The organism is Burkholderia sp. MBR-1, assembly GCF_013822785.1.
GTDB lineage: Bacteria > Pseudomonadota > Gammaproteobacteria > Burkholderiales > Burkholderiaceae > Burkholderia > Burkholderia vietnamiensis.
In genome coordinates this window covers 261,070-286,750 of record NZ_CP053609.1, presented here as the reverse complement: position 1 = coordinate 286,750, position 25,681 = coordinate 261,070, and the positions used below count along the sequence as shown (strand labels likewise).

Annotated in this window: 24 protein-coding genes and 1 riboswitch; all 24 genes read left to right on the top strand. The window is 68.7% G+C overall.

All coding sequences use genetic code 11. From position 1 onward, the window contains the following. The first annotated feature begins 50 nt into the window (after nt 1-50). The 24 genes from flhC (at nt 51) to metF (ending at nt 25,673) form a co-directional block, all read left to right on the top strand. Entirely contained in the window at nt 51-605 is a 555-nt protein-coding gene (gene flhC, locus MBR110_RS01385; RefSeq protein WP_011882902.1) for a flagellar transcriptional regulator FlhC, read from the top strand. 179 nt (nt 606-784) lie between these two features. Further along, the gene (gene motA, locus MBR110_RS01380; protein WP_011882903.1) at nt 785-1,645 is read left to right on the top strand and encodes a flagellar motor stator protein MotA; all 861 of its coding nucleotides are present in this window, start codon (nt 785-787) and stop codon (nt 1,643-1,645) included. 13 nt (nt 1,646-1,658) lie between these two features. After that, nucleotides 1,659-2,675 (top strand): flagellar motor protein MotB, encoded by a 1,017-nt coding sequence (motB, locus tag MBR110_RS01375; protein ID WP_011882904.1) that lies wholly within the window; start codon nt 1,659-1,661, stop codon nt 2,673-2,675. A 23-nt stretch (nt 2,676-2,698) separates the two neighbouring features. Then, entirely contained in the window at nt 2,699-3,076 is a 378-nt protein-coding gene (locus MBR110_RS01370) for a response regulator (RefSeq protein ID WP_011882905.1), read from the top strand. Between the two features lie 33 nt (nt 3,077-3,109). Further along, a complete protein-coding gene (gene cheA, locus MBR110_RS01365; RefSeq protein ID WP_034192941.1) occupies nt 3,110-5,419 on the top strand; it encodes a chemotaxis protein CheA in 2,310 nt (769 codons plus the stop codon). Between the two features lie 48 nt (nt 5,420-5,467). After that, entirely contained in the window at nt 5,468-5,983 is a 516-nt protein-coding gene (gene cheW, locus MBR110_RS01360) for a chemotaxis protein CheW (RefSeq protein ID WP_011882907.1), read from the top strand. A gap of 37 nt (nt 5,984-6,020) precedes the next feature. Further along, complete coding sequence (locus MBR110_RS01355; RefSeq protein ID WP_181709135.1) at nt 6,021-7,973, top strand: methyl-accepting chemotaxis protein; 1,953 nt, start codon at nt 6,021-6,023, stop codon at nt 7,971-7,973. Nucleotides 7,974-7,976: 3 nt separating this feature from the next. Next, on the top strand, nt 7,977-8,957 hold the full coding sequence (locus MBR110_RS01350; RefSeq protein ID WP_011882909.1) for a CheR family methyltransferase: 981 nt from the start codon (nt 7,977-7,979) through the stop codon (nt 8,955-8,957). Next, nucleotides 8,957-9,697 (top strand): chemoreceptor glutamine deamidase CheD, encoded by a 741-nt coding sequence (cheD, locus tag MBR110_RS01345; protein ID WP_011882910.1) that lies wholly within the window; start codon nt 8,957-8,959, stop codon nt 9,695-9,697. The genes MBR110_RS01350 and cheD overlap by 1 nt, the downstream gene beginning before the upstream one ends. Before the next feature lie 5 nt (nt 9,698-9,702). Next, nucleotides 9,703-10,794 carry a protein-glutamate methylesterase/protein-glutamine glutaminase gene (locus tag MBR110_RS01340; protein ID WP_011882911.1) on the top strand — a complete coding sequence of 364 codons (1,092 nt, stop codon included), beginning with the start codon at nt 9,703-9,705 and terminating at the stop codon, nt 10,792-10,794. Nucleotides 10,795-10,861: 67 nt separating this feature from the next. Further along, nucleotides 10,862-11,257, top strand: coding sequence for a chemotaxis response regulator CheY (cheY, locus tag MBR110_RS01335; protein WP_006754880.1), 396 nt, complete (start codon nt 10,862-10,864; stop codon nt 11,255-11,257). Between the two features lies 1 nt (nt 11,258). Continuing rightward, entirely contained in the window at nt 11,259-11,990 is a 732-nt protein-coding gene (cheZ, locus tag MBR110_RS01330) for a protein phosphatase CheZ (protein ID WP_011882912.1), read from the top strand. 301 nt (nt 11,991-12,291) lie between these two features. Continuing rightward, on the top strand, nt 12,292-12,798 hold the full coding sequence (locus MBR110_RS01325; RefSeq protein ID WP_011882913.1) for a DUF2844 domain-containing protein: 507 nt from the start codon (nt 12,292-12,294) through the stop codon (nt 12,796-12,798). Between the two features lie 16 nt (nt 12,799-12,814). Beyond that, nucleotides 12,815-14,086, top strand: a complete 1,272-nt coding sequence (locus MBR110_RS01320; RefSeq protein WP_034192937.1) for a DUF3443 domain-containing protein — start codon at nt 12,815-12,817, stop codon at nt 14,084-14,086. 162 nt (nt 14,087-14,248) lie between these two features. Next, nucleotides 14,249-14,746 (top strand): VOC family protein, encoded by a 498-nt coding sequence (locus MBR110_RS01315; RefSeq protein WP_011882915.1) that lies wholly within the window; start codon nt 14,249-14,251, stop codon nt 14,744-14,746. A 349-nt stretch (nt 14,747-15,095) separates the two neighbouring features. After that, entirely contained in the window at nt 15,096-15,476 is a 381-nt protein-coding gene (locus MBR110_RS01310) for a DUF805 domain-containing protein (RefSeq protein WP_011882916.1), read from the top strand. Nucleotides 15,477-15,980: 504 nt separating this feature from the next. Continuing rightward, nucleotides 15,981-17,180: a flagellar biosynthesis protein FlhB gene (gene flhB / locus MBR110_RS01305; RefSeq protein WP_011882917.1), complete on the top strand. Its 1,200-nt coding sequence runs from the start codon at nt 15,981-15,983 to the stop codon at nt 17,178-17,180. Continuing rightward, on the top strand, nt 17,177-19,279 hold the full coding sequence (gene flhA, locus MBR110_RS01300) for a flagellar biosynthesis protein FlhA (protein ID WP_034192934.1): 2,103 nt from the start codon (nt 17,177-17,179) through the stop codon (nt 19,277-19,279). Before flhB ends, flhA begins: the two co-directional genes overlap by 4 nt. Then, complete coding sequence (gene flhF / locus MBR110_RS01295; protein ID WP_060044680.1) at nt 19,276-21,066, top strand: flagellar biosynthesis protein FlhF; 1,791 nt, start codon at nt 19,276-19,278, stop codon at nt 21,064-21,066. Before flhA ends, flhF begins: the two co-directional genes overlap by 4 nt. Then, on the top strand, nt 21,059-21,877 hold the full coding sequence (locus MBR110_RS01290) for a MinD/ParA family ATP-binding protein (protein ID WP_175949371.1): 819 nt from the start codon (nt 21,059-21,061) through the stop codon (nt 21,875-21,877). Before flhF ends, MBR110_RS01290 begins: the two co-directional genes overlap by 8 nt. Before the next feature lie 22 nt (nt 21,878-21,899). Beyond that, on the top strand, nt 21,900-22,634 hold the full coding sequence (locus tag MBR110_RS01285) for an RNA polymerase sigma factor FliA (RefSeq protein WP_011882921.1): 735 nt from the start codon (nt 21,900-21,902) through the stop codon (nt 22,632-22,634). 94 nt (nt 22,635-22,728) lie between these two features. After that, nucleotides 22,729-22,844: riboswitch (S-adenosyl-L-homocysteine riboswitch) on the top strand. 34 nt (nt 22,845-22,878) lie between these two features. Continuing rightward, nucleotides 22,879-24,297, top strand: coding sequence for an adenosylhomocysteinase (ahcY, locus tag MBR110_RS01280; protein WP_011882922.1), 1,419 nt, complete (start codon nt 22,879-22,881; stop codon nt 24,295-24,297). 167 nt (nt 24,298-24,464) lie between these two features. Continuing rightward, nucleotides 24,465-24,818, top strand: coding sequence for a phage holin family protein (locus tag MBR110_RS01275; protein WP_011882923.1), 354 nt, complete (start codon nt 24,465-24,467; stop codon nt 24,816-24,818). Nucleotides 24,819-24,842: 24 nt separating this feature from the next. Continuing rightward, nucleotides 24,843-25,673, top strand: coding sequence for a methylenetetrahydrofolate reductase [NAD(P)H] (gene metF, locus MBR110_RS01270; protein WP_011882924.1), 831 nt, complete (start codon nt 24,843-24,845; stop codon nt 25,671-25,673). Nucleotides 25,674-25,681: the final 8 nt, after the last annotated feature.

Genomic DNA, 25,681 nt, shown 5'->3' with positions numbered 1-25,681 from the left:
CGGCGTATCGGCGACACATCCGAACAACGTCAAGCGTACGGTTATTGACCATGGCTAGCAAAAGCGTCGTGAACGAGGTGAAGGAAATCACCCTCGCGATCGAACTCATCGAACTGGGCGCCCGGCTGCAGCTGCTGGAGGCGGAGACGAGCCTGTCGCGCGATCGCCTGATCAAGCTGTACAAGGAACTGAAGGGCGTGTCGCCGCCGAAGGGGATGCTGCCGTTCTCGACCGACTGGTTCATGACGTGGCAGCCGAACATCCATTCGTCGCTGTTCTACAACATCTACCGGTTCATGCAGGACCACGGCCGTTGCGACCCGATCCAGTCGATCGTCAAGGCGTACCGGCTCTATCAGGAGCACGTCGATCTGTCGGGCGACGAGGCCGCGCTGAGCCTCACGCGCGCATGGACGCTGGTGCGCTTCTTCGATTCCGGGATGCTGCAGATGACGCCCTGCACGCGCTGCGGCGGCCACTTCGTCGCCCATGCGCATGATCCGCATCAAGGTTTCGTGTGCGGCCTGTGCCAACCGCCGTCGCGCGCGGGCAAGACCCGCAAGGCTGCCGCCGCGCGCGCCGAACTGGCCGCCGCGACGGCCTGAGCCGCGCCGGACGGCGCGTTGGCGAGTGTCCGGCAGCGGCTGCACCGCATGCGAACCGATTCCGGCCTGCTGGTAAACACCGCCGCAGCGCAGCGGAGGCGCCGCGAAAGTTTTCCTGCCGACTGCCGTAAACCTGATTAACGGCGGTCTCCCCGCCGGTCTTTCGTGAGGGACAGGCAGTGCTGATTATCGTGGGAACACTCGTGACGCTGTTGTCCGTCTTCGGCGGTTATGCGCTGGCAGGCGGGCATTTGGGCGCATTGGTCCAGCCGCTCGAGATCCTGATGATCGTCGGTGCGGGTGTCGGCGCGTTCATCCTCGGCAACGGCATCAAGACGATCAAGGCGACCCTGCGCGTGCTGCCGACGCTCTTCAAGGGCTCGAAGTACAACAAGGACGTCTACATGGAGCTGATGGGGCTCCTGTACGTGCTGCTCGCGAAAGCGCGCAAGGAAGGCACGCTGACGCTCGAAGCCGACATCGACGATCCGGAGAAGAGCCCGATCTTCACGCAGTACCCGAAGATCCTCGCCGATCACCACATCGTCGAATTCCTGACCGACTACCTGCGCCTGATGGTGGGCGGCAACATGAACGCGTTCGAGATCGAGAGCCTGATGGACGAGGAGATCGAGACGCACCACACCGAAGGTGAAGCCCCGGCGCACGCGCTGATGCGTGTCGGCGACGCGATGCCGGCATTCGGTATCGTCGCGGCCGTGATGGGCGTGGTGCACACGATGGCGTCGGCCGACAAGCCGCCCGCGGTGCTCGGCGCGATGATCGCGCAGGCGCTGGTCGGCACGTTCCTGGGCATCCTGCTGTCGTACGGGCTGATCGGGCCGCTGTCGAGCCTCGCGGAGCAGCGCGTGGCCGAGGCGACCAAGATGTTCCAGTGCATCAAGGTGACGATCCTCGCGAGCCTGAACGGCTACGCGCCCGCAATCGCGGTCGAATTCGGCCGCAAGGTGCTGTTCTCGACCGAGCGTCCGTCGTTCAACGAGCTCGAAGAGCACGTGCGCCGCGTGAAGGCGAAGTGACGCGGAGCGTTCGATGAGCAAGAGCAAGGATCGCGCAATCGTCGTGAAACGGGTGGCCCCGCAGAAGAAGGGCCACCACGGCGGCGCATGGAAGCTCGCATACGCGGACTTCATGACCGCGATGATGGCGTTCTTCCTGCTGATGTGGCTGCTGAGCTCGGCCACGCCGGTGCAGCTGAAGGGGATCGCCGAGTACTTCAACACGCCGCTGCAGGCCGCGCTGTTCGGCAGCGGCGACCGCAGCTCGCAGGACTCGAGCATCATCAACGGCGGCGGCCGCGACCTGTCGAGCGTCGACGCCGGCACGACGCGCCGCACCGACGGCTCGACGAGCCTCGCGGACCGCGTCGCGAAGAAGGGCGAAGACACCGCGCAGGCGCAGGCGCAAGGCGCGATCGAGCGGCGCGAGCAGGCGCGCCTGCACGACCTGCAGATCAAGCTGATGGCGGCGATCGAGGCGAACCCGACGCTGCGTCAGTTCCGCCAGCAGATCCGCATCGATTCGACGCTGATGGGCCTGCGCATCGAGATCGTCGATTCGCAGAAGCGGCCGATGTTCGCGATGTCGAGCAACAACGTCGAGCCGTACATGCGCGACATCCTGCGCGAGATCGGCAAGACGCTGAACGACGTGCCGAACCGGATCATCGTGCAGGGTCACACCGACGCGGTGCCGTATGCGGGCGGCGAAGGCGGCTACAGCAACTGGGAGCTGTCGGCCGATCGTGCGAACGCGTCGCGCCGCGAGCTGATCGCAGGCGGCATGGACGAGGCGAAGGTGCTGCGCGTGCTCGGCCTCGCCTCGACGCAGAACCTGAACAAGGCCGATCCGCTCGATCCGGAAAACCGCCGGATCAGCGTGATCGTGTTGAACCGAAAATCCGAAGAGGCGCTGATGCGCGACGACGCGACGACCACCACGCTGTCGGCCGATGCGGCCGGCTCGAAGCTGCTCGGGCAGCAGCTGGGCGCCGCCTCGGCCGCCCGGCCGGTGCTCGCGAGCGCCGTGGCCGTCGCGCCGAAACCCTGACGTTTCCAGCTTCCGAGACAGACATGATCCGAACCATTCTCGCCATCGACGACTCCGCGACCATGCGTGCGCTGCTGCAGGCGACGCTTGCGCAGGCCGGCTACGACGTGACGGTGGCGCCGGACGGCGAAGCCGGCTTCGACATGGCGGCCACGATGCCGTACGACCTGGTGCTGACCGACCAGAACATGCCGCGCAGGAGCGGGCTCGAGGTGATCTCCGCGCTGCGCAGGCTCAGCGCGTATACGGCCACGCCGATCCTCGTGCTGACGACCGAAGGCAGCGATGCCTTCAAGGACGCCGCACGCGACGCGGGCGCGACCGGCTGGATCGAAAAACCGATCGACCCGGCCGTGCTGATCGACTTGGTCGCGACGCTCTCCGAGCAGACGGCCTCCTGACATGAACGCGACGAATCCAACCGGTGACCGGGCATGACTCTCGACATCACGCAGTTCTACCAGACCTTTTTCGACGAAGCGGACGAGTTGCTCGCGCAGATGGAGCAGCTGCTGCTGAACCTCGACGTCGATTCACCCGACCCCGAGGATCTCGCGGCGATCTTCCGCGCCGCGCATTCGATCAAGGGCGGCGCGGCGACGTTCGGCTTTACCGCGCTGACGCAAACGACCCACATCCTCGAATCGCTGCTCGACCGCGCGCGCAACCATGAGCTGACGCTGACCAAGGAAATGGTCGACGCGTTCCTCGAGACCAAGGACGTGCTGTCCGACCAGCTCGCCGACTATCGTGCGAGCGCGGAGCCGGACGCGGCGGCCGCCGCGGAAATCTGCGCGAAGCTCGAACAGCTGAAGGCCGCGAGCGGCACGGCCGCGGCAGCACCGGCGCCCGCGCCGGCTGCGGCCGCCGCACCCGCGCCCGCTGCGCCGGCTGCGGCTGCGCCGGAGCCCGCCGCCGCCGGCGATAGCGCGCCGGACCACGTGATCGAACAGGCCGTCGCGGCCGCCCATCCGGCGGCAGGCGGGGCCGATGCCGGCGCCGAAGGCCCGCATCTGAAGATCACGCTGGTCGGCGTCGACACGAAGGACCAGGCGCTCCTCACCGAGGAGCTGAGCAATCTCGGCCGGATCGCCGGCCGCGAGCAGTCGGGCGGCGACCTGACGCTGTGGCTCGAATCGGACGTGCCGTCCGACGACATCATCGCCGTGTGCTGCTTCGTGATCGACGAAAGCCAGATCCGCATCTCGCGCGGCACCGCGCCGGCCGCAGCGGCGGCGCCGGGCGCACCGGCAGCAGAGGCCGCAGCGCCCGCACCGGCGCCGGCCGCCGCGCCGCCGGCTGCCGCCGAACCGGCCGCGGCCGCAGCCGCACCGGCCGCACGCGTCGAGGTATTCGCGCCCGCAGCGCCCGCCGCACCGGCGGCGCCGGCCGCCGCGGCCGCGCCGCAGGCGCCGGCACAGCCGGCGGCCGCAGCCCAGCCGCAGCAAGCGCCGCACGCCGAACCGGCCAACGCGCATGCTGCCCACCATCACCACGACGACAAGCGTCCGCGCGGCGCGGCCGGCGCGGCAGGCGGCGCCGAAGGCAGCTCGATTCGCGTCGGCGTCGAGAAGGTCGACCAGCTGATCAACCTCGTCGGCGAACTCGTGATCACGCAGGCGATGCTCGCGGAAACCGCGACCGCCTTCGATCCCGCGCTGCACGACCGCCTGTTCAACGGGATGGCGCAGCTCGAGCGCAACGCGCGCGACCTGCAGGAAGCGGTGATGTCGATCCGGATGATGCCGATGGATTACGTGTTCAGCCGTTTCCCGCGGCTGGTGCGCGATCTCGCCGGCAAGCTCGGCAAGCAGGTCGAGCTCGTCACGTTCGGTCAGGCCACCGAGCTGGACAAGAGCCTGATCGAGCGCATCATCGACCCGCTCACGCACCTGGTGCGCAACAGCCTCGACCACGGCATCGAAACCGTCGACAAGCGCGTCGCGGCCGGCAAGGACGCAGTCGGCCAGCTCGTGCTGTCGGCCGCGCATCACGGCGGCAACATCGTGATCGAGGTGAGCGACGACGGCGCGGGCCTGAACCGCGAGCGGATCCTCGCGAAGGCCGCGAAGCAGGGCATGCAGATTTCCGAGAACGTCAGCGACGACGAAGTGTGGCAGCTGATCTTCGCGCCGGGCTTCTCGACCGCCGAGACGGTGACCGACGTGTCGGGCCGCGGCGTCGGGATGGACGTCGTGAAGCGCAACATCCAGTCGATGGGCGGCCACGTCGAGATTTCGTCGCAGGCCGGCCGCGGCACCACCACGCGGATCGTGCTGCCGCTCACGCTCGCTATCCTCGACGGGATGTCGGTGAAGGTGGGCAGCGAGATCTTCATCCTGCCGCTGAACTTCGTGATGGAGTCGCTGCAGCCGTCGATGGACGACATCTACACGGTCGGCAACGGCGAGCGCGTGGTGCGCGTGCGCGGCGAATACCTGCCGCTCGTCGCGCTGCACGAGGTGTTCTCGGTCGACGACGCGCGCACCGATCCGACCCAGGGCATCGTGACGATCATGGAAACCGAAGGGCGCCGCTTCGCGATGCTCATCGACGAGCTGGTCGGCCAGCAGCAGGTGGTCGTGAAGAACCTCGAGACCAATTACCGCAAGGTACACGGCATCTCGGCAGCGACGATCCTGGGCGACGGCAGCGTCGCACTGATCGTCGACGTCGCGGCGCTGAACCGCGAAACCCGTGCGACGCACGGCGCCCGGGTGGGCGCTGAACTCGCGATCTTCTAACTCTCGCCATTCAACCGATTGGGGGCACACGTGTCTGCTGAAGTCCAAATGATCAATCCGGCCGCGGCGAACGCGGTCGCAAGCCGCCGCGACGCCGAACAGGGCGATGCGACCGGGCAGGAATTCCTCGTCTTCACGCTCGGCGACGAGGAATACGGGATCGACATCCTGAAGGTGCAGGAAATCCGCGGTTACGACAGCGTCACGCGCATCGCCAACGCGCCGGACTTCATCAAGGGCGTGATCAATCTGCGCGGCATCATCGTGCCGATCGTCGACATGCGGATCAAGTTCCATCTGGGCCGCGTCGAGTACGACCATCAGACCGTCGTGATCATCCTCAACGTGTCGAACCGCGTGGTCGGGATGGTGGTCGACGGCGTGTCGGACGTGCTGACCCTGCAGACCGACCAGATCATGCCGGCGCCGGAATTCGGCGCGACGCTGACGACCGAGTACCTGACGGGCCTCGGCACGGTGGACGGCCGCATGCTGATCCTGATGGACATCGAGAAGCTGATGTCGAGCCGGGAAATGGCGCTGATCGAGATGCTCGGCGCATAAGCGCCACGCGCGCGCAGTAATTTCGGGAGATTCTGCAATGTTGCACAACTGGTCGATCCGCTCGACGCTGACGGCGGTCGGACTCATCCTCGTTTGCCTGGCCGCCGCGGTCGGCGGGCTCGGCCTCTACGCGCTCGATCGCGCGAGCAGCGCGCTCGACGAGATCGCGCACGCCGATCTGCCGGCGATCCATACGCTCGACGACACGTCGGCGCATCTGCTGCGCTCGCGCGTCGCGCTCGACCGCTTCCGCACGCTGACCGAAGGCGGCAACACGGCCGAGGCGGCGAAGGTGCTCGAACGCGCGCAGGAGCTGTACGCGAAGTCGAACCAGAACTGGCAGGCGTTCCAGGCGACGGCCAAGCTCGGCGTCGACCAGTCGCTGCTCGACGACCTCGGTGCGCGCTACACGGCCATCGTCAAGGACGGCGTCGAGCCCGAATTCGCCGCGGCGCGTGCGGGCGACATGGCCGCGTACCACGCGATCGCCGACACCAAGATCAGCCCGATGTTCGTCGCGTTCGACCAGACCGCCGCCGCCGTGATCGCGGCGCTGCAAAAGCGCGCGGAAGACCGCCAGGCCGCGACGCAGTCGCGCATCTCGCTGATGATCGTCCTGATCTCCGCGGGCATCGCGATCGCGTTCGTCGTCGTGATCGCGATCCGCTTCATGCTGCGCGGGCTGATCGTGAAGCCGCTCGAGGACGCGATCGCGCACTTCGAGCGCATCGCCGGCGGCGACCTCACGCAGCGGGTGACCGTATTCAGCAACAACGAGATCGGCCGCCTGTTCGGCGGCATCAAGCGGATGCAGGACGCCGTGACGGGGATGGTGCAGGCCGTCCACCGCGGCACCGAGTCGATCGACGTCGGCGCGCGCGAGATCGCGACCGGCAACACCGACCTGTCGCAGCGCACCGAGCAGCAGGCCGCGTCGCTGCAGGAAACGGCGTCGAGCATGGAGCAGCTGACCGGCACCGTGCGCCAGAACGCGGAGAACGCGCGTCAGGCCAGCCAGCTCGCCGTGAACGCATCGGACATCGCGACGCAAGGCGGCGACGTGGTCGGCCAAGTGGTGTCGACGATGCAGGACATCGCGACGAGCTCGGGCAAGATCGTCGACATCATCGGCACGATCGAAGGCATCGCGTTCCAGACCAACATCCTCGCGCTGAACGCGGCGGTCGAAGCCGCACGCGCAGGCGAGCAGGGCCGCGGCTTCGCCGTGGTCGCGGGCGAAGTGCGCTCGCTGGCGCAGCGCAGCGCGAGCGCCGCGAAGGAAATCAAGCAGCTGATCGGCGATTCGGCCGAGAAGGTCGAAAGCGGGTCGGCGCTGGTCGCGCGCGCCGGCACGACGATGGACGAAATCGTGCAGGCCGTGCGCCGCGTGACCGACATCATGGGCGAGATCAGCGCCGCGTCGGAGGAGCAGTCGACCGGCATCGAGCAGGTCAACCGCGCGGTCGGCCAGATGGATTCGGTCACGCAGCAGAACGCGGCGCTGGTCGAGCAGGCGGCGGCCGCTGCTGCGTCGCTCGAAGAGCAGACGCGCCAGATGAAGGCGATCGTCGCCGAATGGCGCGTCGCGGGCGGCATCGCGCTCGCGCCGGCGCGCAGCGTCGCACGGGCGACCGCGCCGACGCCAACGCCGGCTGCCGCGTCGTCGGAAAGCCGTCACGACGCCGCACCGAGCGCATCGTCTGCATCGCCGGCGCCGCAAGCAGCCGCGCAGCCGGCCGCACGGCGCGCCGCAGCGGCATCGGCTGCATCGGCATCGAGCCACGAACCGAAGCGCGCGGCCGATGCCGGCGCACGTCCGTCCAAGGAAGCGCCGGCTGCCGGCGGCTACGGCCCGCGTCTCGCGAAGGCGCCCGCCGCGCCGGCTGCGAAGACCGCCGAGAAACCCGCACTGGTGCGCCCCGCGCTGCACGGCGAGAAGCCGGCGCCGGCCGCGGCCGGTACGTCCGATGACGACTGGGAGACCTTCTAAGCCATGCTGTCCGCGCGCGCACCGTTTCGATCCGATGCACCGGAAGCCTCGCCCCGAGCGGGCGAGCCGGGGCGCGACTTCGCATTCACCGGCGCGGATTTCGCGCGCATACGCGAGCTGATCCATCAACGCGCCGGGATCTCGCTGTCCGAGCACAAGCGCGACATGGCGTACAGCCGGCTCGCACGCCGGCTGCGCGCACGCGGCCTCGACACGTTCCGCGAATACCTCGACCTGCTCGAGCGGGAAGACGATCCGCTCGAGTGGGAGGCGTTCACCAACGCGCTGACCACCAACCTCACCGCGTTCTTTCGCGAGGCGCACCACTTCCCGATCCTGGCCGAGTTCGTGAAAGGGCGGCCGGCGCCGGTGTCGGTGTGGTGCTCGGCCGCGTCGACCGGCGAGGAGCCGTATTCGATCGCGATCACGCTGGTCGAGGCGCTCGGCGAATCGGCCGCGCGCAGCGCGTCGATTCTCGCGACCGACCTCGACACGCAGGTGCTCGCGAAGGCCGAGGCCGGCATCTATACGTACGACCAGGTCAAGCACCTGAGCCCGGAGCGGCTCAAGCGCTTCTTCCTGAAGGGCACGGGCGCGCAGGCCGGCCGCGTGAAGGTGCGCCCGGAGTTGCGCGCGATGATCCGCTTCGAGCAGCTGAACCTGACCGATGCCGACTACGGGATCGCGAAGCCGTTCGACGCGATCTTCTGCCGCAACGTGATGATCTATTTCGACAAGCCGACGCAAGGGCAGGTGCTGTCGCGCTTCGAGCCGCTCGTGAAGCCGGGCGGGCTGCTGTTCGCCGGGCATTCGGAGAATTTCACGTACGTGACGCAGGCGTTCCGGCTGCGCGGGCAGACGGTGTACGAGCTCACGCGCGACGCCGTGCAGAGCGCGCGCGCGCGCGGCGCGGCGGGTTCCGCGGCAGCGCCGTCGGGCGCGCAACGCGCCGCGGGCGCGACGCCCGCTTACGGAGAACGCTGATGAGCGCTCTCCCGATCGCGACCAACCACTACTTCGACACCCACTTCGACCGCCCCGGCGTGAAGCTGCTGCCGAACGAGTTCTACACGACGTCCGAAGACATCGTGCTGATGACCGTGCTCGGCTCGTGCGTCGCGGCCTGCCTGCACGACCCGGTCTCCGGCATCGGCGGAATGAATCACTTCATGCTGCCCGACGACGGCGCCGATGCCGGCGCGGCCGCGTCGGAGTCGATGCGCTACGGCGCATACGCGATGGAAGTGCTGATCAACGAACTGATCAAGGCCGGCGGGCGCCGCGAGCGCTTCGAGGCGAAGGTGTTCGGCGGCGCCGCGGTGCTGGCCGGCATGACGACGATCAACATCGGCGACCGCAACGCCGATTTCGTGCGCCGCTATCTCGCGCTCGAACGCATTCGCATCACCGCGGAAGACTTGCAGGGCGTGCATCCGCGCAAGGTCGCGTTCATGCCGCGCACCGGCCGCGCGATGGTGAAGAAGCTGCGGCTGCAGGTGCCGGGCGTGGCGGAGCGCGAAGCCGCGCTCGCGCGCGAGGCCGTCCGCGCAAGCGCGGCGCGCGCGCGTGCGAAAGTGGAACTGTTCGCCGCGCCGCGGCCGAGTGCGCCGCCGCCGGCGCGGCCGCGCATCGAACTGTTCGGCGCCCGCAGCGGCGGCGCGGGCGTGCAGCCGGCGGTTCAAAAGGCCGCCAGCCCGTACGCGGCCAACCTTTCGAGAAAGTAGGAGGCATGACCGCAGTGCAGAAGATCAAAGTGTTGTGCGTCGACGACTCGGCGCTGATCCGCAGTCTGATGACCGAGATCATCAACAGCCAGCCCGACATGATGGTGTGCGCGACCGCGCCCGATCCGCTCGTCGCGCGCGAGCTCATCAAGCAGCACAACCCCGACGTGTTGACGCTCGACGTCGAAATGCCGCGCATGGACGGGCTCGACTTCCTCGAGAAGCTGATGCGCCTGCGGCCGATGCCGGTCGTGATGGTGTCGTCGCTGACCGAGCGCGGCTCCGAAATCACGCTGCGCGCGCTCGAACTCGGCGCGGTGGATTTCGTCACGAAGCCGCGCGTCGGGATTCGCGACGGCATGCTCGACTACGCGGAGAAGCTCGCGGACAAGATCCGCGCGGCCGCGCGCGCGCGCGTGCGCCAGACGCCGCAGCCGCACGCCGCCGCACGCGCGGCGAACGGCCAGCCGGCCGCGCCGATGTTCAACAACCCGCTCGTCAGTACCGAGAAGCTGATCATCATCGGCGCGTCGACGGGCGGCACCGAGGCGATCCGCGAGGTGCTGACGCCGCTGCCGCCCGACGCGCCCGCCGTGCTGATCGCGCAGCACATGCCGCCGGGCTTCACGAAGTCGTTCGCGCAGCGGCTGAACGGCCTGTGCCGGATCGCGGTGAAGGAAGCCGAGCATGGCGAGCGCGTGCTGCCCGGCCATGCGTACATCGCGCCCGGCCACGCGCACTTGCTGCTCGCGCGCAGCGGCGCGAACTACATCGCGCAGCTGTCCGACGATCCGCCGGTGAACCGCCATCGGCCGTCGGTCGACGTGCTGTTCCGCTCGGCGGCGCAGCACGCGGGCAAGAACGCGATCGGCGTGATCCTGACCGGCATGGGCCGTGACGGCGCGGCCGGGCTGCTGGACATGAAGCGCGCGGGCGCCCACACGTTCGCGCAGGACGAGGCGAGCTGCATCGTGTTCGGTATGCCGCGCGAGGCGATCGCGCTCGGCGGCGCGGACGAAGTCGCGCCGCTCGCCGAAATGAGCCGGCGCGTGATGGCGCGACTCGCTACGATGGGCGATCGCGTGCAGCGCGTCTGAACGAAATGTCTCCGGGCATGTACGATGCTGCATGCCCTGACGGTAACGAATCTGCAAAGGAACGACGATGGACAAGAGCATGAAAATCCTGGTGGTGGACGATTTCCCGACGATGCGCCGGATCGTCCGCAACCTGCTCAAGGAGCTCGGCTACACGAACGTCGACGAAGCCGAAGACGGCGCGGCCGGCCTCGCGCGGCTGCGCGGCGGCGGCTTCGACTTCGTGATCTCGGACTGGAACATGCCGAACCTCGACGGCCTCGCGATGCTGAAGGAAATCCGCGCGGACGCGACGCTCACGCACCTGCCGGTGCTGATGGTCACGGCCGAGTCGAAGAAGGAGAACATCATCGCGGCGGCGCAGGCCGGCGCGAGCGGTTACGTCGTGAAGCCGTTCACAGCCGCGACGCTCGACGAGAAGCTGAACAAGATCATCGACAAGATGGCCAAGGCCGGGAGCTGACGTGAACGAGCCGATCCATGCGGCGCTCGCCGGCGCGGCGATCAACGCCGACGGCCATGCCGAAGGCGCCGATTTCGCGAGCGACAGGATCCTCGCGCGCATCGGCCAGGTCACGCGCGCCTTGCGCGATTCGATGCGCGAGCTCGGGCTCGACAAGCACGTCGAGCGCGCGGCGGAAGCCGTGCCCGACGCCCGCGACCGGCTGCGCTACGTCGCGACGATGACCGAGCAGGCGGCCGAGCGCGTGTTGAACGCGATCGAGATCGCGAAGCCGGTGCAGGAGCGCATCCAGAACGAAGCCGAGGCACTCGACGCGCGCTGGGCGCAGTGGTACGCGGCGCCGATCGAGCACGCGGAAGTGCGCGAGCTGATGGACGACACGCGCACGTTCCTGCATACGCTGCCCGAGGCCGCCTCGGCGACGAGCGCGCAATTGCTCGAGATCATGCTCGCGCAGGACTTCCAGGATCTGACCGGCCAGGTGATCAAGAAGATCATGGACATGGTCTACCTGATCGAGCAGCAACTGCTGACCGTGCTCGTCGAGAACATCGCCCCGGAGCGGCGCGAGCAGTTCGCGGCCACCGCCGCCGCGCTCGCCGCCGAGCAGGTCAGCTCGACGGGCAGCCCCGCGTCGTTGCTGAACGGCCCGCAGATCGCGCCGGAAGGCAAGTCCGACGTCGTGCAGGATCAGGCGCAGGTCGACGATCTGCTCGCCAGCCTCGGTTTCTGACCGGGCACACCCATCGCGCCCGCGGCCCCTCCGTTGCATGGAGCGGCCCGGTGCGGCGCGCATGCGCGGTATTCACATCGCCCGGATCGCCGCGCCCCACGCCGCGTCGCTTTTTGCCTTGCCCTGCCTCGCGCGACATGCTGCGACGCATCATGCGGCACCCATTTGACATTCCGACATACTCCGCAGGCATACTACGCGTCAGCAGCAATGAAGCGTCATTGTGAAGACTCCAATTCGTAGCCGGCGGTGCCGGGCGGTTCGGTATCGCGGCGACGAAGCCAGTCCCTTGGGGGGGAATGTGAAACTGAAACGCTTGGGCTGGGCCGTCGCGCATGCGGCGGCTGCAACGGGTGTGCTGTGGTCGATCCACGCACATGCCGAACTGGGCGGCGCACCGATGTCGCCGCCGGCGGACGATCATGCCGCCACCGTGCGCGCGCTGCAGCGCGCGATGCGCTCCGCCGACGGCGTCGTGCAGCCGAGCGCGGCCGCATACACCGTGCGCGAGATCACGCTCGGGTCGGGCACCGTCATCCACGAATACACCAGCGCGGCCGGCAGCGTGTTCGGGCTCGCGTGGCGCGGGCCGAGCATGCCGGACCTCGAGTCGCTGCTCGGCAGCTATTTCCCGCAGTACACGGCGGGCGTGCAGGCGGCGCACGCGGCGCACGGCTGGCGCGCGCCCGTGTCGGTCGCGACCAGCGGCCTCGTGATCCGCACCGGCGGCCACATGGGCTCGTTCGCGGGCCAGGCATGGCTGCCCGCGGCATTGCCGGCCGGGCTGACCGGCAACGACATCCAGTGACGGCGGGAGAGCGACCTTGAACATTTCTCGTACCTTCAAGCGCTGGCTCGGCGTGCTGGGCCTGGCCGCCGCGACGGCGCTGCTCGTCACCGCATGCGGCGGCGGCGGCGACAGTGGCGGCAGCACCAGCGGCGGCGGTAGCGGCGGCAGCAGTGGCGGCGGCTCCAACGTGTCCGACGGCAATACCGCGAACACGGCCGTGATCACGGTCGGCCCGGGCGCCGCGCGGGTGATCAACATCCCGACGGTCAATGTGAAGATCTGCGTGCCCGGCACGTCGACCTGCCAGGTGGTCAACAACGTGCTCGTCGACACCGCGTCGTACGGGCTGCGACTCGTCAGCAGCGCGCTGACGTCGGGCGTGTTGAACGGCCTGCCGCAAATCACCAGCGGCGGCGCGCCGGTGGCCGAGTGCGGCAAGTTCGTGTCGAGCTACACGTGGGGCTCGCTGCGCACCGTCGATCTGTCGATCGGCACCGAGCAGGCGCCTGCGCTGCCGGTGCAGATCATCGGCGACCTCGGCACGGCCAACGTGCCGGCCTCGTGCTCGAACAACGGCGCGCGGACCTCGGCGAACACGACCGGCGATCTCGGCGCGAACGGCATCCTCGGCATCGGGCCGGCGCCGCTCGACTGCGGCGCGACCTGTGCGACGTCGACGTCGCCGACCTACAACAACTACTACGCGTGCCCGAACGGCAACGCGAGCTGCACGGTCGCGCTCGTGCCGACGTCGCAACAGGTCGCGAACCCGGTCCATCACTTCGCGACCGACAACAACGGCGTGATCGTGCAGATGCCGACCGTGTCGAACAGCGGGCAGGGCAGCGCGACGGGCCTGCTGACGTTCGGGATCGGCACGCAGAGCAACAACGCGCTCGGCGCATCGACGCAGCTGACGTCGACGAGCGCCGGCGACGTCGATGCGACCTTCCTCGGCAGCAGCGTGACCGCGTTCTTCGATACCGGCTCGAACGCGTACTTCTTCAACGATGCGGCGCAGACGACGTGCTCGACCAACACGCAGTTCTACTGCCCGTCGTCGACGGTCACCTATTCGGCGACGCTGACCGGCAAGAACGGCGCGAGCGGTGGCGTGTCGATGCCGGTGGGGAATGCGGATGCGCTGTTCGCGGCGCCGTCGACGTTCGTCTACAACGACATCGCCGGCCCGTTCGGTCCGAGCGGCTGGCTCGACCTCGGCATGCCGCACTTCTACGGCAAGACCATCTACTTCGGGATGGACAAGACGGCCAGCGGCGGCGCGCAGCCTTACGTCGCGTTCTGAACGCGCGCGGCTGGCGACACCGGAAAGGGGGCGAGCGATCGCCCCCTTTCTCATTGCGCGGGCACCGGGCGTGCTACGGAGCGCGGCGCCGCGCCGCCGCCGCGCAGCGCCTACGATATAAGACCGGCGCCGGTGCCGGGACGACATCGAGGAGGCACTGCCATGACCCAGCGTATCCAGCGCATCACGCCGTTCCTGTGGTTCGACCGCGACGCCGAGGCGGCCGCCCGCTTTTACGTGTCGGTGTTCGACAACGCGCGCATCGTCGACGTCGCGCGCTACGGCAAAGCGGGTGCGCAGGCGGCCGGGCAGGCCGAGGGCGCGGTGATGACCGTCTCGTTCGAGCTGGACGGCCAGGCGTTCCTCGCGCTGAACGGCGGCCCCGCCTTTCCGCTGACGCCGGCCGTGTCGTTCGTCGTCAACTGCCGCGACCAGCGCGAGATCGACCGCTACTGGGCCGCGCTCGCCGAGGGCGGCGACGAGCGCGCGCAGCAGTGCGGCTGGCTGCGCGACCGCTTCGGCGTGTCGTGGCAGGTGGTGCCCGTGCAGATGCCCGAGCTGATGGCCGGCGACCCGGCGCGCGCCGAGCGCGTGATGGCGCAGGTGCTGCGGATGAAGAAGCTCGATCTGAGCGTGCTGGAGCAGGCGGCGGCCGGTTAGCGGCGGCACGGCGATTTGCTGCGCCGTTTCAGGCCCGTGCGCGATGCTGGTGGCATGCCTGTTGCGAATGGGCGGTAAATCCGTCGCGGCATCGGCGAGCCGATTATCGGCTGTGCAGCGTTTCATGCCGCCGTAATCGAATTGTGGATTATCTTTTGGTTATTCGTCGCGCGGCGCGGCGATTATAAGCGCGGCGGGGCACGCGGCTGGCGGTTCTCCCGGAGCGCCGGCGCGGCCGGTGCGGCAAGCATTGAGCGATGCGCGAAAAGAGATGCAATACCCGGAACTTGATATTTATAATGCCTTCGTTGTTTCCGCGGTCGACGATATAAAACGAGAGGGCAATAAAATGAATTTCGGTGAAGCCGTGCGTTCCGCACTCAATCAATACGCAAAATTCGACGGCCGGGCGCGCCGCGCGGAATACTGGTATTTCGCGTTGCTCACGGGCATCGTGTCGATCGTCTGTCAGGTGGTCGCCGCGGCCGCCGAGGACCCGAGCGCGATCGCGATGCTGCTGATGGTCGTCGTCGCGCTCGCGTCGCTTGCGCTGGTATTGCCCAGCCTCGCGGTCACCGTGCGCCGCCTGCACGATACGGACCGCTCCGGCTGGTTTGTGCTGATCACGCTCATCCCGCTCGTCGGCGCGATCGTGCTGCTCGTGTGGATGTGCGCGCGCGGCACCGAGGGCCCGAACCGCTACGGTCCGGATCCGATCCCGGCTGTCTGAGCGGGGCCGGGGGCGGCCTGGCGGCCGGTTCCGGGCGGGTTGGGCTCCGGCTCGCGCCGGGGCCAACACGCAGACCAACGCTGGGGCGGTGATTCGGTCGCTGGCTCAGGCTTAAATACTCCGGCCCGCCCGCCGTTCGCTCCCACCGCCCACCGCCGCCTCAGCCGCCTCAGCCGCCTTAGCCGCCTTAGCCGCCTTAGCCGCCTTAGCCGCCTTAGCCGCCTTAGCCGCCTTAGCCGCCTTAGCCGGCCCGCCAACCCTCGGCTCCCTCCATCCCCACCGCATTTCCCCCGCATCGCCCACCCGCGAACGCGTGTCCCGCCGCCGCAGCATCCCCCCATCCATCGCCGAACCCCCGCCGCCCACCGCCTGCCGCACGCCCTCACCCGATTCCCCGAAATACCCCCCTTTCACGGCTTTGCTCGACCGATCGGCGTTTGACGCGCGCATGAATAATCGGTGTCACTGGAAAACGGCATTTCGCCGTACCCGACTGGAGGCCCCGTGGCAGACGAGAGCGATCTCGACAGAACCGAAGCCGCCACTCCGAGACGCCGCGAGAAGGCGCGCGAGGAGGGGCAGGTCGCGCGTTCGCGCGAGCTGGCTTCGTTCGCGCTGCTCGCGGCCGGGTTCTACGGCACGTGGCTCGTGTCGGGGCCGTCGGGCGCCCATCTGCAGACGATGCTGCGCAGTGCGTTCACCTTCGACCGCGCGACCGCGTTCGACACGCACCGGATGCTGTCGGCCGCCGGCACGGCGAGCGCCGAAGGCCTCGCCGCGGTGCTGCCGATCCTCGCCCTCACGGGCCTCGCCGCCCTGCTCGCGCCGATGGCGCTCGGCGGCTGGCTGATCTCGCAGAAGACGTTCGAGCTGAAGTTCGACCGCCTCGACCCGATCGCGGGCCTCGGCCGCATGTTCTCGATCCAGGGGCCGATCCAGCTGGCGATGTCGGTGGCCAAGACGATGGTCGTCGGCGGCATCGGCGGAGTCGCGATCTGGCGCAGCAAGGACGAGCTGCTCGGCCTCGCGACCCAGCCGCTCGGCGCGGCGCTCGCCGATGCGCTTCATCTGGTCGCCGTGTGCTGCGGCACGACGGTCGCCGGGATGCTGGTGCTGGCCGGTCTCGACGTGCCTTACCAACTCTGGCAGTACAACAAGAAGTTGCGCATGACGAAGGAAGAAGTGAAGCGCGAGCATCGCGAGAACGAAGGCGATCCGCACGTGAAGGGCCGCATCCGCCAGCAGCAGCGCGCGATCGCGCGGCGCCGGATGATGGCCGCCGTGCCGAAGGCCGACGTGGTCGTCACCAACCCGACGCACTTCGCGGTCGCGCTGCAATACACCGACGGCGAGATGCGTGCGCCGAAGGTCGTCGCGAAGGGCGTGAACCTCGTCGCCGCGCGCATCCGCGAGCTCGCGGCCGAGCACAACGTGCCGCTGCTCGAGGCGCCGCCGCTCGCGCGTGCGCTGTATCACAACGTCGAACTCGAACGCGAGATTCCCGGCTCGCTCTACTCGGCCGTCGCCGAGGTGCTCGCGTGGGTCTATCAGCTGAAGCGCTTCCGCTCGGAAGGCGGCGCGTTCCCCGCCGCGCCCGTCGACATCGACGTGCCGGCCGAGCTGGACAAGGGCGCGTCGGTATCGGCCGACGACGCGCGTGAAGAAGCCGAGGACGCGCTCGGCAAGCAAGGAAACGCGGCATGAGCACTCCGACCACCGGCCTGTTCGCGAAGCGCCCGAACCCGTTCGCCGGCGCGAACCTGCGCGGCCTCGCGGGCCCGGTCCTCATCTGCATGATTTTGGGGATGATGATCCTGCCGCTGCCGCCGCTGCTGCTGGATCTGCTGTTCACCTTCAACATCGCGCTGTCGGTGATGGTGCTGCTCGTCAGCATGTACACGATGAAGCCGCTCGACTTCGCCGCGTTCCCGAGCGTGCTGCTGTTCTCGACGCTGCTGCGCCTGTCGCTGAACGTCGCGTCGACGCGCGTCGTGCTGCTCGAAGGCCACACCGGCCCCGACGCGGCCGGCCAGGTGATCGAGGCGTTCGGGCACTTCCTCGTCGGCGGCAACTTCGCGGTCGGCATCGTCGTGTTCGTGATTCTGATGATCATCAACTTCATGGTGATCACGAAGGGCGCGGGGCGGATCGCCGAAGTGTCCGCGCGCTTCACGCTCGACGCGATGCCCGGCAAGCAGATGGCGATCGACGCCGACCTCAACGCGGGCCTCATCAACGAAGAGCAGGCGCGCAAGCGCCGCCAGGCCGTCGCGCAGGAAGCCGAGTTCTACGGGTCGATGGACGGCGCGTCGAAGTTCGTGCGCGGCGACGCGATCGCCGGCCTGATCATCATGGCGATCAACGTGATCGGCGGGCTGATCGTCGGGATGGTCCAGCACGACATGAGCTTCGCGGCGGCTGGCACCAACTACACGCTGCTGACGATCGGCGACGGCCTCGTCGCGCAGATCCCGTCGCTCGTGATTTCGACGGCGGCCGGCGTGATCGTGTCGCGCGTCGCGACCGACGAGGACATCGGCACGCAGATCACCGGCCAGCTGTTCACCAACCCGCGCGTGCTGACCATCACCGGCGCGATCATCGTGCTGATGGGCCTGATCCCCGGCATGCCGCACTTCGCGTTCCTCGCCCTCGGCGGCGGCGCGATCTGGCTGGCGCGCACGCAGGTGCGCCGCGCGGCGGCCCGCAAGGCGGCCGGCGACGTGACCGAGATCGCGCCGCCCGCCGCGCTGCCGAGCGACAGCCACGAGGCGACCTGGGACGACGTGCAGCTGATCGACCCGCTCGGCCTCGAAGTCGGCTACCGGCTGATTCCGCTGGTCGACAAGAACAGCGACGGCGAGCTGCTCAAGCGCATCAAGAGCATCCGCAAGAAGTTCGCGCAGGAGATCGGCTTCCTGCCGCCGGTGATCCACATTCGCGACAACCTCGAGCTGCGGCCGAACGCATACCGGATCGCGCTGAAGGGCGTCGAGATCGGCGCGGGCGAGGTGTTCCCGGGCCAGTGGCTCGCGATCAACCCCGGCCAGGTGACGGCCGCGCTGCCCGGCGCGGTGACGCAGGACCCGGCGTTCGGGCTGCCGGCCGTGTGGATCGACGTCGCGATGCGCGAACAGGCGCAGGTGTACGGCTACACGGTGGTCGACGCGAGCACGGTGGTCGCGACGCACCTGAACCATCTGGTGGTGCAGCACGCGGCCGAGCTGCTCGGCCGTCAGGAAGTGCAGTCGCTCGTCGAGCGCACCGGCAAGGACGCGCCGTCGCTCGTCGAGGACCTGATCCCGAAGACGATCTCGCTCACCACGCTGCAGAAAGTGCTGCAGAACCTGCTCGAGGAAGGCGTGCCGATCCGCGACATGCGCACGATCCTCGAGTCCGTGTCCGAGCACGCGGGCCGCGGCGACGCGTACGAGATCACCGCCGCGGTGCGCCTGTCGCTCGGCCGTGCGATCACGCAGCAGTGGTATCCGGGCGCGGGCGAGATGCAGGTGATGGGCCTCGACTCGAATCTCGAGCGCGTGCTGTCGCAGGCGCTCGCGACCGGCGCGAACCCGGGCCTCGAGCCCGGCCTCGCGCACAACCTTCTGACCGGCACGCAACAGGCGATGCTGCGTCAACAGAATCTCGGGCTGCCGCCGGTGCTGCTGGTGCAGCACGCGCTGCGCGCGATGCTCGCGCGCTTCCTGCGCCGCAGCCTGCCGCAACTGAAAGTGCTGTCGTACGCCGAAGTGCCGGACACACGCACGATCAAAGTCGTTAACGTCATCGGGGGTTCCGCTTGAACATTCGCAAATTCACCGGCGCGACGAGCCGCGACGCGCTGCGTCTCGTGCGCGAGGCACTCGGCGCCGATGCCGTCGTGCTGTCGAACCGCACGCTCGATGACGGCAGCGTCGAAATCGTCGCACTCGCCGACTCGGATCTCGCCGCGGTCGCGCCGCAGGCCGCCGCACGCGTGCGCGCCGCCGTGCCGCGCATGCCGGAATCGGTGCCGGCCGCCGCCGTGCCGGGCATCGTGACGCGCCCCGGCGCGACGTTCCCGCGCCCGGTCGTCAATCCGGCCGTCAATCCCTACGCAGCCGGCGACGGCGGGCTGCCCGACGTGTTCTCGTCGGTGTTCGGCGCGAGCGCCGACACGATCCAGACGTCCGAAGCGGCCGCCTTCGATGCCGCCCACCACGCCGAGGCGCAGTCGAGCGCCGCGGCAGCGTCGTCGGCCGAGCCGGCGCCGGCGCCGGCCGCCGGCGCGCCCGCCGCAGCGCCGGCCGAACCGGCCGCATGGCTCGTCGAGCATGCGAAGCGCCTCACGCAGCAGCGCGAAGCGCTCAACGCCCGCCTGCAGGGCGCGCCGGCCGCGCCCGCCGCGCCCACGCGTGCACGCCACGACGCGGCACCCGCGGCGCCGGCCGGCTGGGCGCGCGACATCGTGCGCGATGCCGAGCGCCGGATGGCGCCGCCTGCGCGTGCGAACGACGCCCGCGCCGAGAAGCCGGCCGAGCGCACGCGCCTGCCCGCCGATGCGGCCGCCGCGGTGGCCGATGCGGTGAAGGTGCGGATCGAAAGCATCGTCAACGACACGGTGATGAACGAGCTCGGCGCGATGCGCGGGATGATGGAGGAGCAGTTCGACAGCCTGATGTGGCATGACCGCCAGCGCCGCAGCCCGGTGCACGGCGCGCTGACCAAGCATCTGTTCTCGGCCGGTTTTTCCGCGCAGCTGGTGCGGATGCTGGTCGACAACCTGCCGTCCGGCGACGGCGCGCAGAGCTTCGAACAGGCGGCCGAATGGGCGCAATCGGTACTCGCCGCGAACCTGCCGGTGCTCGAAAGCGAAGACGCGCTGATGGAGCGCGGCGGCGTGTTCGCGCTGATGGGGCCGACGGGCGTCGGCAAGACCACCACCACCGCGAAGCTCGCCGCGCGCTGCGTGATGCGCTTCGGCGCGAGCAAGGTCGCGCTGCTGACCACCGACAGCTACCGGATCGGCGGCCACGAGCAATTGCGCATCTTCGGCAAGATCCTCGGCGTGCCGGTGCATGCGGTGAAGGACGCGGGCGACCTCGCGCTCGCGCTGTCCGAGCTGCGCAACAAGCACATCGTGCTGATCGACACGATCGGCATGAGCCAGCGCGATCGCGCGCTGTCCGACCAGATCGCGATGCTGCACGGCGCGAACGCACCGGTGCAGCGCCTGTTGCTGCTGAACGCGACGAGCCACGGCGACACGCTCAACGAAGTCGTTCAGGCATACCGCAGCGCGGGCGAGCATCCGCACGGGCCGACGCCCGATCTGGCCGGCTGCATCCTGACGAAGCTCGACGAGGCGACCCATCTCGGCGGCGTGCTCGACACGGTGATCCGCTACAAGCTGCCGGTCCACTACGTGTCGACCGGCCAGAAAGTGCCGGAAAACCTGTACGTCGCGTCGACCCGGTTCCTGCTGAAGAGCGCGTTCTGCGTGCCGCGCGACGGCTCGCCGTTCGTGCCGCAGGACGAGGACATGCCGACGCTGCTGTCCGCGCTGACCGCGCGGTCCACCGCCGAACTGCACGAGGTGCGATTTGGATAAACGGATCATCGACCAGGCCGAAGGACTCCGGCGCCTGCTGGCCGGGCGGGCGTCGCGCATCGTCGCGGTGACGGGCGGCCCGCTGGGCGTCGGCTGCACGGCGGCCGTCGTGAATCTGGCAGCGGCGCTGAGCGCGCTGGGCAAGGACGTGCTCGTCGTCGACGAGCGCACCGACGTGCATTCGGCCACGGCGACGCTCGCCGGCGCATGGCTGCGCGACGGCGACCGCACGCGCACGCCGGCCGGCTTCGCGCTGTGCGCGGCCGCGGGCTTCGCGCGCGATGGCTACAGCGACGAGCAGCTGAGCGACTTCGTCGACGGCCAGGCCGACATCGTGCTGGTCGATGCGCAGCTCGGCGCGGACGGCGCGTTCTCCGAGCTCGCGCGCGAGGCGCACGACGTGCTGATCGTCACGCGCGTGGCCGCGCAGGCGATCACCGAGGCATACGCGTGCATGAAGCGCCTGCATTTCGCGCACGCGGTCGCGCAGTTCCGCGTGCTGACCAATCACGTCGGCAGCCACGCGGACGCGAAGACCGCCTTCGACAACCTCGCGGGCGTCGCGAGCCGCTACCTGACGGTGTCGATCGCCGATGCCGGCTGCGTGAGCGCCGATCCGCTCGTCGAGCACGCGCGCGAGCTGATGCATACCGCGGTCGATGCGTTCCCGTCGTCGGTCGCCGCGCGCGACTACCGGCAGATCGCCGGCGACCTGCTGTACTGGCCGATGCGCCCGCGCCCCGGCTCCGGCCGCGCCGTGCACGGGGGCGGCAAGCCGTCTTACGAGGCCGGTGCGGCGCACGCCGCGTGAGCGCCACCGCAAGGAGAGAGCCATGATGTACAACGCTCAAGGAAAGATGACCCAGGCCGACGTGCTCGCGCAATACGCGCCGCTCGTGCGGCGCCTGGGCCTGCAGCTCGTCGCGAAGATGCCGGCGAGCGTGGACCTCGACGACCTGATCCAGGCCGGCATGATCGGCCTGATGGACGCGGCCGGCCGCTACAAGGAAGACCAGGGCGCGCAGTTCGAAACCTACGCGACCCAGCGCATCCGCGGCGCGATGCTCGACGAGCTGCGCAGCAACGACTGGCTGCCGCGCAGCCTGCGCAAGACGTCGCGCGAGGTCGAACACGCGGTGCACCAGGTCGAGCAGCAGCTCGGCCGTTCGGCGAGCGAGGCCGAGATCGCGCAGCACCTGAAGATGCCGCTCGACGAATATCAGGAGATGCTGCAGGACCTGCACGGCAGCCAGCTGATCTACTACGAGGATTTCGACCGCGCGGCCGACGACGAGCCGTTCCTCGACCGCTATCGCGTCGATCACGCCGATCCGCTGTCGGCGCTGCTCGACGACCATCTGCGCGGCGCGCTGGTCGATGCGATCGACCGGCTGCCCGAGCGCGAGAAGCTGCTGATGTCGCTGTACTACGAGCGCGGGCTGAATCTGCGCGAGATCGGCGCGGTGCTCGAAGTGAGCGAGTCGCGCGTGTGCCAGCTGCACAGCCAGGCGGTCGCGCGCCTGCGCGCGCGGCTGCGCGAGCAGGCGTGGGTCGGCGCGGAGAACTGAGCGGCAGCGGCGGGCGTCGCGCGCGCCGACGCCGCGCGTGCGGCCGCCCGCCCAACCCCCCATTTCTCGCCACGATTTGCTACAATCCTTCCCGTTTTCCGAGGAGCGTTGCGACGGACCGCCTGTGTCCGCCAGGCTCGGAAAGCTTCACCAAGCAGCCGTGCGGCGAAATTCGCGCCGGCTCCGCTTCCTGAACGGCGCTCACGTCACCAATTTCTAGAACTTTTTTAGAAAGGAGGGCGTGATGAACGCCATTATCGATTCGCAAGTTTCCAACGATTACGTCGTCGCCGACATGGCGCTTGCCGGCTGGGGCCGCAAGGAGCTGAACATCGCCGAGACCGAAATGCCGGGCCTCGTGCAGATTCGCGACGAATACAAGGCGCAGCAGCCGCTGAAGGGCGCGCGCATCGCCGGTTCGCTGCACATGACGATCCAGACCGGCGTGCTGATCGAGACGCTGAAGGCGCTCGGCGCCGAAGTCCGCTGGGCCTCGTGCAACATCTTCTCGACGCAGGACCACGCGGCCGCCGCGATTGTCGAGACCGGCACGCCGGTGTTCGCGTTCAAGGGCGAATCGCTCGACGAATACTGGGAGTTCTCGCACCGCATCTTCGAATGGCCGAACGGCGAATTCGCGAACATGATCCTGGACGACGGCGGCGATGCGACGCTGCTGCTGATCCTCGGCTCGAAGGCCGAGCAGGACCGTTCGGTGATCGCGAAGCCGACCAACGAGGAAGAAGTCGCGCTGTACAAGTCGATCGCGAAGCACCTCGACATCGACGCGAACTGGTACTCGAAGCGCCTCGCGCACATCAAGGGCGTGACCGAAGAGACGACGACGGGCGTGCACCGCCTGTACCAGATGGAAAAGGACGGCCGCCTGCCGTTCCCGGCGTTCAACGTGAACGACTCGGTCACCAAGTCGAAGTTCGACAACCTGTACGGCTGCCGCGAATCGCTCGTCGACGGCATCAAGCGCGCCACCGACGTGATGATCGCGGGCAAGGTCGCGGTCGTCGCGGGCTACGGCGACGTGGGCAAGGGCTGCGCGCAGTCGCTGCGCGGCCTGGGCGCGACCGTGTGGGTCACCGAAATCGATCCGATCTGCGCGCTGCAGGCGGCGATGGAAGGCTACCGCGTCGTGACGATGGAATACGCGGCCGACAAGGCCGACATCTTCGTGACGGCGACCGGCAACTACCACGTGATCAACCACGATCACATGAAGGCGATGCGTCACAACGCGATCGTCTGCAACATCGGCCACTTCGACTCGGAAATCGACGTCGCGTCGACGCGCCAGTACCAGTGGGAAAACATCAAGCCGCAGGTCGACCACATCATCTTCCCGGACGGCAAGCGCGTGATCCTGCTGGCCGAAGGCCGCCTGGTGAACCTCGGCTGCGCGACCGGCCACCCGTCGTTCGTGATGTCGAACTCGTTCGCGAACCAGACGCTCGCGCAGATCGAGCTGTTCACGCGCGGCGAACAGTACGAGAACAAGGTCTACGTGCTGCCGAAGCATCTCGACGAGAAGGTTGCGCGCCTGCACCTCGCGCGCATCGGCGCGAACCTGTCCGTGCTGTCCGACGAGCAGGCCGCGTACATCGGCGTGGAGAAGGACGGCCCGTTCAAGCCGAACCACTACCGCTACTGATGCACCGCCGCCGCCGCGCCGCGTGCGTGCCGTTTCGGCCGTGCGCGGTGCGGCGGCGCGGCGCCGGAGCGCCGCTCGTCACGCCGCGTGCGCTCGCGCGCGGCGCGGCCGGCGGCGCCGACCCGATGCACTGACCGTCCAGATCGACAACCGAACCGGAGCCCTCCATGAGCGTCATCCTCACCTGGGTCATCAACGCCCTTGCGCTGCTGATCATCACGTACCTCGTGCCGTCGATCCACATCAAGAGCTTCGGCACCGCGCTGATCGTCGCGGTCGTGCTCGGCCTGATCAACACGGTGATCCGTCCGGTGCTGATCCTGCTGACGCTGCCGGTCACGATCGTCACGCTCGGGGTCTTCATCCTCGTCGTGAACGCGCTGTGCTTCTGGTTCGCGTCGTCGCTGCTGAAGGGGTTCGAGGTGTCGGGGTTCTGGTCGGCGTTCTTCGGTTCGATCCTGTACAGCATCGTGTCGTGGCTGCTGTCGGCGCTGATCTTCGGGCAGCGCGACATCGGCTGACGGCCGCGCCCACTCTTGCGAATCATGAAACCGATCGAACTCTCGTTTGAATTCTTCCCGCCGAAGACGGCGGACGGCGTCGAGAAGCTGCGCGCGACGCGTGCGCAGCTGCTGCCGCTGAAGCCGAAATTCGTCTCCGTGACGTTCGGCGCCGGCGGCTCGACGCAGCAGGGCACGCTCGACACCGTGCTCGACATGCAGAAGGACGGCCTCGAGGCCGCGCCGCACCTGTCGTGCATCGGCTCGTCGCGCGACAGCCTGCGCGCGATCCTCGACCAGTACCGCTCGCACGGCATCCGGCACATCGTCGCGCTGCGCGGCGACCTGCCGTCGGGGATGGGCGAGGTCGGCGAGCTGCGCTATGCGTCCGAGCTCGTCAGCTTCATCCGCGCCGAGCACGGCGACTGGTTCCACATCGAAGTCGCCGGCTATCCGGAATACCACCCGCAATCGCGCTCGCCCGCGGCCGATCTGCAGAACTTCGCGCGCAAGGTGAAGGCCGGCGCGAATTCGGCGATCACGCAGTACTTCTTCAACGCCGACGCGTACTTCCGCTTCGTCGACGATGCGCGCAAGCTCGGCGTCGACGTGCCGATCGTGCCGGGCATCATGCCGATCACGAACTTCTCGCAACTGATGCGCTTCTCGGAAATGTGCGGCGCGGAAGTGCCGCGCTGGGTCGCGCGCCGGCTCGAGAGCTTCGGCGACGATCGCGACGCGATCCGCGCGTTCGGCGCCGATGTCGTCACGGGCCTGTGCCAGCGCCTGATCGATGCGGGCGTGCCGGGGCTGCACTTCTACACGCTGAACGCGGCAGCCGCGACGCGCACCATCTGCGAACGCCTGACGATGTGAGCACAGCC